This is a genomic window from Saccharopolyspora sp. NPDC047091, assembly GCF_040643635.1.
Taxonomy (GTDB): domain Bacteria; phylum Actinomycetota; class Actinomycetes; order Mycobacteriales; family Pseudonocardiaceae; genus Saccharopolyspora_C.
Genome location: NZ_JBEYUS010000074.1, coordinates 24,976 through 31,418, shown reverse-complemented (window position 1 = coordinate 31,418; position 6,443 = coordinate 24,976). Strand labels below are relative to the sequence as shown.

Genomic DNA, 6,443 nt, shown 5'->3' with positions numbered 1-6,443 from the left:
CCGCGAACTCGCCGAGCCGGACCTGCTGCGCGAGCTGGAGCGGCTGCACCGCACCCGCAACGAGACGTTCCTGCACGGAGCGCCGGACGCGCTGCCTGCCGAGGATGCCGCGGGCGAAGCCGACCATCGCCTCGCCGTCCCCGGTGAGCTCCACGGTGTGGCTGTCGCGGATCAGCAGCGAGCGACCCACCGCCGCCTCCAGCTTGCGCACGTGCTGGCTCACCGCGGGCTGCCCGAGACCGAGGGCGCGCGCGGCTCGGCTGAAGCCTCCTGAATCGGCCACTGCCAGGAACGTCCGCAACCACACGGGATCCAACACAGGTCCGGGACATTACCACCGGGCCGCGGCGGCGAGTCCGCCGGAGGCACCGGCGGCCGTCCGGCGCGCCCGGCCGCCGGCGGAGCCGACGAGCGGCCGGTGCCTGGGGAAACGCGGCCGATCCGAGGAAACCGGCCCCGGGAAGGTTCCGCACCACGGAAGCCCCGAGCCGAGCGGTCAGGGCTTCACCTGCTCGGCCACGAGCCTCCCGTTCGCGTCGAGGCCTTGCACGACGACGCCGTCGCCGACGGAGGTGGCCGACACGATCATCTCCATCGGAGTGGCGAGCACGTCGGACCTCTCCCCGGAGAACCAGTCCACCCGGTCCGGTTCGTCCTCGCGACGAGCGAAGGCGATGATCTCCCCGTCCCCGTCCGCCACGACGACCGGCCGTCCCGTGTGCTCGGTCGCGACGTCCGTCCACTCGCCGGGCCACGTGTTGGGCGCGTCCCGCTCGGAGATCTTCCGCAGCGAGGTCGCGAGATCCCGGGCGAACAGCTGCAGCCGTCCGCTCCCGTCCAGCGCCGGTCGCGGTGTGGTGTCCAGGTCGGTGGTCTTGCCGCCGACGCGCTGGCAACCGAAAGCGTCCGGGTCGACGCGCTTGTACTGCGCGCAGGTGTGCACCCGCCGGTCCTCGCCGAGCCCGAAGATCCGCAGGGCGCGGTTGCGGTCCAGGACCGCCTCCGGATCATCCCGCAGGACGAAGTCGTCCGAGCCGGGCACCTCCGACGGTTTCCAGTCGGTCCGGTCCCCGATCTGGTGGAGGTGCCCCTCTTCGTCCCGCGCGAACACGGCGAGCCTTCCCTCGAAGTCGCGCACCACCGCCGGGGTGCCGACGAACCCGGTCCCGATGTCCGACCACACGCGTGCGGGGGCCTCCCCGCCGACGTCCGCGTTGAAGGACAGCGTCCCGGAATCGTCGATCACGAATCCCACCAGCGTGCCGTCCCACGCCGGGATGATGATCGGGTCCTCCCGCACCGACGTGCCGAGATCCACCGGGTCCGGAACGGGCGCGCTGCGCGGTGATTCCTGGACGTAGCGCTGCACCTTGCCCGTCGCGCTGCGCACGAGCGTGACCAGCGCCTCCCCTCCCGGCACCTGAGCCGTGGCGGCGCCTTCCGCCGGGCAACGCGTCGACGAGCAGGCACCGGCCGGAACGCTCCCGGGCGGGGACGGCACCGGATCCGGCCGCGGCAACGGTTCCACCCCGCCGGACGCGGTCGGGGCGGCCGCCCCGCCTTCCGGAACACGGGCCGGCCCGACCTGGGACGCCCAGATCATCCCCGCGACGATCGCGGGCACCAGCACGCCCGCCGCCACGACCACTGCCATACCGGAACGGCCGAGCGTCCGGGTCCGCTTCCGCCGGCGCGGCGCACCGCCGTCGCCGACCGCGCGGGCGGCGCCACGCCGGTGGTACGCACCGCGATCGCGGAGGTAGCCGTCCTCCGGCGGGAGGTCCCGGCCGACCGCCGCCCCGACCGGGCGCTGGTCGAAGGCGTCCAGCAACGCGCGGTGGTACCCGGCCAGTTCGGCGGCGCCCACCGCTTCGCGCAGGTGGTCGCCGACGACCTCGTGCACCCGGATCACGGGCGTGCGGTCGAGCCAGCACTGCTGCACCAGCCCGAGTTCGCCCATCCTGGAGACGAGCGCGTCGACCTTCTCCGAGCACAGCCTGCCGGTGTGCGTCCAGTAGGTCCGCAGCGTCTCCAGCGGGACGAGGGAGTCCTCCGGGAAGATCGCGAGTTCACGGCACCGCGGGGCGTGCTCGTCGCCGAGCAGCGACATGTTCAGCTCGATCACCGCGGCCGCGGCGTCGAAGCGCTGCTCCGCGTGGGTGCGGTCCACGCTCCGCGCACCGCCCGCGATCCGGTCGGCGACGAGCTGCGCCGCTTCCTGGATCGAGTGGTCGGGGTGCAGGCGGCACACCGCGCGGTTCGCCAGCGACAGCAGCGCGGGCCACGCCTGGGTGCGGTCCAGCAGCGGGGCGGCGTGGTCCGGGTGGTGGTGCGGCCATCCGGCGCAGAGCGCTGCGCGGGCCTGGTCGGGTTTCATCCTCCCGACCCGCACCTCCGCGGCTCCCGGCGGGAGGACGTCCGGGAACCGGGTGGTCACCAGTCGTCGGCACGCCCCCACCGGCACGAACGGGTCCAGCTGCGACTTCCGCCAGACGTCGTCGACGAGGACCAGGCACCGCTTTCCCGACAGCAGCTGCGCGAGGTGCTCGCCCGCGAGCTGCGGATCGGTGAACGACGGGCGGGTGCCGGACAGCCGCTGCGCCAGGTCGTTGATCTTGCCGGCCAGGTCCGGGCCACCGACGTCCCGACCGGCCGTCACCCACAGCACTCCGTCGGGGAACGTCTCGTGCAGCCGTTCGTCCACGCACACGGCGGCGGCGAGCGTGGTCTTGCCGTACCCGCTGCCACCGAGCACCCCGACCGATGGCTGCGAGCGCTCCGGTGAATCGCCGCACAAGGCCGCGATCACCTCGTCGAGCAATTCCGGGCGGGGCACGAGCGCGTGCCCCGCCAATGGCAGCGCTTCGACTCCACCGGTGCCGACCGCGGCCACTCCGGAGGTGGTGAACGTGATGTCCCCGAAAAGCGTGCCGACCTGCACGGCCTGCCCGAAGCGACCGCTGATCCGGTTCGAGTTCGACACCCCCTCGTCGCCGTCTCCCGAACGGTGCAGATCTTCCGACTTCTCCGACAAGAATCCGTTCTCCCTCTCCGCGGGCCCGCACGGCCCGCATGTCCGGCTCGGTGCCCCGGATTCGCCCTGGTTCGGCGGCGGATCGGCCGGGCACTCACACGCCCTCCACCGCACCCGACCCGCAGTACGGACCAGGTCAGCGGCGTTCGCACCCGCCGACCCGAGCGACGGGTCCTCCCACTCGCGAGGCCGCCATCGGCGGTGATCGAGCCCGGCCCACCCCGAACGGGCCGGGCTCGATTCCCCGAGGTGAGCACGCCCCCGACCGTTCGCCGGGAACCGCTTCCGAAGAACACCGGGGAATCCGACCTGTCGATCCCCGATTCGTCCAGTGAACTGACCACCAGCACACCGCCGCCGCACTTTTCCTCGACAGTTCGACGAGCGGTATCCATCAGGAGACGAGCGGCAATTCTGCTGCGCCCAGCGGTCGTCACACCGAATTTTTCCACCCGCGCGGAAATCGTTCGCCACATTCCGCGGAACTTCAGACTCCGCAATTTCGCACTATTCATCGCCGCTCATCTCGCACATCCCGCGCAATCGCGCATGGGCACCCCGGGCGGCGTTCACGCGACGGGCCCGGCGCGCCCACGCTCCCGGATGGTGGGACGCCATCGAGTCCGGGACTAGCCGCACCGGTGGCCGCGTTGATCGCGGCGACCGGAACGAGCGGACTGGAGGGCGCCGTGCCTGAGCTGGAGAAACCCCTGCGCAGACTGGGATTCCTGACCATCGGGCTGTTCGACGGGGACGATCCGCGCCCCGGCCACGAGCGGACGCTGGAGATCGTCGAGCTCGGCGAGCGGCTCGGCTTCGACATCGCGTGGCTGCGGCACCGCCACCTGCAGTACGGCATCTCCTCCCCCACCGCGGTGCTCGCCGCGCTGACCCAGCGCACCAGCCGGATCGACCTGGGCACCGCGGTGATCCCGCTGGGCTGGGAGAACCCGCTGCGACTGGCGGAGGACCTGGCGACGGTGGACGTGCTCTCCGGCGGGCGGCTGAACCCGGGGGTGAGCGCGGGGCCGCCGATGCACTTCGACCGGGTCCGCGCGGCGCTGTACCCGGACACCGCCGAAGCGGAGGACCTCGGCTACGGCCGGGCCGAGCGGCTGCTGGACTTCCTCGGCGGCGCACCGGTCACCGACTTCAACGGCACCGAGGGCATCGAGGTGTTCTCGGACCGGGTGCAGCCGCACTCGCCGGGCCTGGCCGGGCGCACCTGGTACGGCGGCGGCAGCCTGCGCTCCGCCGAATGGGCCGGACGGCGGGGGCTGAACCTGCTGGTCAGCAACGTGGTGCAGGCGGAGTCCTCGACGGACTTCGAGCAGGTCCAGCTGTCGCTGATCGAGCGGTTCCGCGCGCACCACCCGGACGGCGAGCGGGCCCGCGTCTCGCAGGGCCTGGTGGTGATCCCCACCGACGGCGCCACGCCCGCGCAGCGCGCCAAGTACGCGCGCTACGCGGCGGAGCGGCTGCCGCGCACCGCCACCACGCACGGCCCGGCCCGGATGCTGTACGCGCCGGACCTGGTGGGCGAGTCGGCGGAGCTGGCCGAGCGGCTCGCCGCGCACGCCGCGTTCCGCGCGGTCGACGAGGTGTCCTTCGCACTGCCGTTCACCTTCGAGCACGAGGACTACGTGCAGATCCTCACCGACATGGCCACGAAGCTGGCGCCCGCGCTGGGGTGGCGGCCGCCGGGCTGAGCCGGCACCGCGGCGCCGGCGATCCCGGTTGAACGGCCCGGTCACCGCGTCCAGGATGACCGGCATGAGCCTCCGCCTGCGCGCGCTGGAACGCGATGACCTGCCGTTCGTGCACGGGTTGACGAACAACTCGCGGATCATGACCTACTGGTTCGAGGAGCCCTACGAGGCGCTGGTCGAGTTGCAGGACATCTACGACCGGCACATCCACGACACCCGGGAGCGCCGCTTCGTGATCGAGGTGGACGGCGAGCGCGGTGGCCTGGTGGAACTCGTGGAGATCGACTACATCCACCGCAACGCCGAGTTCCAGATCATCGTCGCCCCCGACCACCAGGGGCGCGGCCTGGCCGCGGAGGCGACCCGGCAGGCGCTGACCTACGCGTTCGCGGTGCTCAACATGCACAAGATCTACCTGCTGGTGAGCACCGAGAACGTCAAGGCGGTCCACGTCTACGAGAAGCTCGGCTTCCGCACCGAGGGCGAGCTCCGCGAGGAGTTCTTCGCGGGCGGCCACTACCACAACGCCCTCCGCATGAGCATCTTCCAGCGCGACCACCTGGCGTGAGCCCGCCCGATCAGCCCGCGTTCTCCGGGTCGAGCGGCGGCCGGGAGAGGACGAGCTTGGTGGTGCGCGCCGCGTACGCGGCGGGGGCGTCGTCCCAGTCGGCGGTGCGGGTGGTGACGCGTTCGGCGGGGAACCCGGTGCGCCGCAGGAAGTCCAGCAGCTCGGGCAGGGCCGCGCGGGCGTGCGACACCCCGACGCGGAGGGTGCCGTCGGTGGCGTACATGCGCATCAGCGGCACCCTGGTCCCCGATCCCACGTAGTAGCCGACCGCGGTGCATTCCCCGCCGGGTGCCAGTGCGCGCAGTGCGCGGCGGAGCCCGGCGGGACGCGAGGTCGCTTCCACGACCACGTCGTAGCCGGTCCCGCCGCGCCTCGCCGGGTGCGCACGCGCACCGAGGGATTCGGCGATCGCCCGCCGCTCCGGGTCGTCGTCGAGGTAGTCGACGGCGGTGGCACCGTGCGCGGCGGCGAGACCGGCCGCGTACAGGCCGATGCTCTTCGCACCGCCGCCGAGGACCAGCACCGAACCCCCTTCGCGAGCGGTGAGGCCGGGGACGACGGCGCGCCAGGCGTCGGCGAGGTTGTCGCTCGCGGCGGCGACCCGCGCCGAAGGCACCTCGTCGGGCACCGGTACCAGCATGTGCTCGGCGAACGGGACGCGAATCCGGTCGGCGACCATGCCGCCCCACGCCCCGCTGGCGGGCCCGAACCCGTACGCGGCGAGGGTTCCGGCGCCGACGGTGGTCCCGCACTTGGAGGTCAACCCGCGCAGGCAGGCCGGGCAGGTCCCGCAGGAGATCGCCCACGGGACGACGACCCGCTGACCGGGTCGCAGTCCCGCAACGCCCGGCCCGACCTCGACGACTTCGGCGACGCACTCGTGGCCGATGGCGAACGGGCCGCGGAAGGGCACTGAGCCGCAGATGCTCCCGACGACGGGGTCGACCAGACCGAGCGCCATCCCCGCTTGCAGCGCCCTGGACACCGGCCGGTGGATCGGCAGCGTGTCGCCGTCGCAGCGCCCGGCGAGGAACGGGCGCACCAGGGCGTCGCCCGGACCTTCGATCGCGGGTTCCGCGCGCTCGTGCCACGCGAGCCGCCCGCTGCGGCGGAATCGGAGTTCGCGCACCGC

General features: G+C 72.9%; 4 protein-coding genes and 1 pseudogene. 2 read left to right on the top strand and 3 right to left on the bottom strand.

The features are described 5' to 3' along the window. Positions 1–100 precede the first annotated feature (100 nt). A pseudogene (locus ABZ805_RS24705) lies at positions 101–319 on the bottom strand (LysR family transcriptional regulator); the annotation flags it as partial. Positions 320–496: 177 nt separating this feature from the next. Then, a complete protein-coding gene (locus ABZ805_RS24700) occupies positions 497–3,034 on the bottom strand; it encodes an NB-ARC domain-containing protein (protein WP_358444773.1) in 2,538 nt (845 codons plus the stop codon). A gap of 698 nt (positions 3,035–3,732) precedes the next feature. Here ABZ805_RS24700 and ABZ805_RS24695 point away from each other — a divergent pair. Both ABZ805_RS24695 and speG read left to right on the top strand, forming a co-directional pair. Further along, entirely contained in the window at positions 3,733–4,743 is a 1,011-nt protein-coding gene (locus ABZ805_RS24695; RefSeq protein WP_358444776.1) for an LLM class flavin-dependent oxidoreductase, read from the top strand. Positions 4,744–4,807: 64 nt separating this feature from the next. Beyond that, a complete protein-coding gene (speG, locus tag ABZ805_RS24690) occupies positions 4,808–5,311 on the top strand; it encodes a spermidine N1-acetyltransferase (RefSeq protein WP_358444771.1) in 504 nt (167 codons plus the stop codon). Positions 5,312–5,321: 10 nt separating this feature from the next. Here the strand turns inward: speG and ABZ805_RS24685 are convergent, their stop codons facing one another. After that, positions 5,322–6,440, bottom strand: coding sequence for an alcohol dehydrogenase catalytic domain-containing protein (locus ABZ805_RS24685; protein ID WP_358444768.1), 1,119 nt, complete (start codon positions 6,438–6,440; stop codon positions 5,322–5,324). Positions 6,441–6,443: the final 3 nt, after the last annotated feature.

Bases quoted from the DNA above. Each gene is read 5' to 3' on its own strand.
- speG (WP_358444771.1), top strand. From the start codon at position 4,808: ATGAGCCTCCGCCTGCGCGCGCTGGAACGCGATGACCTGCCGTTCGTG.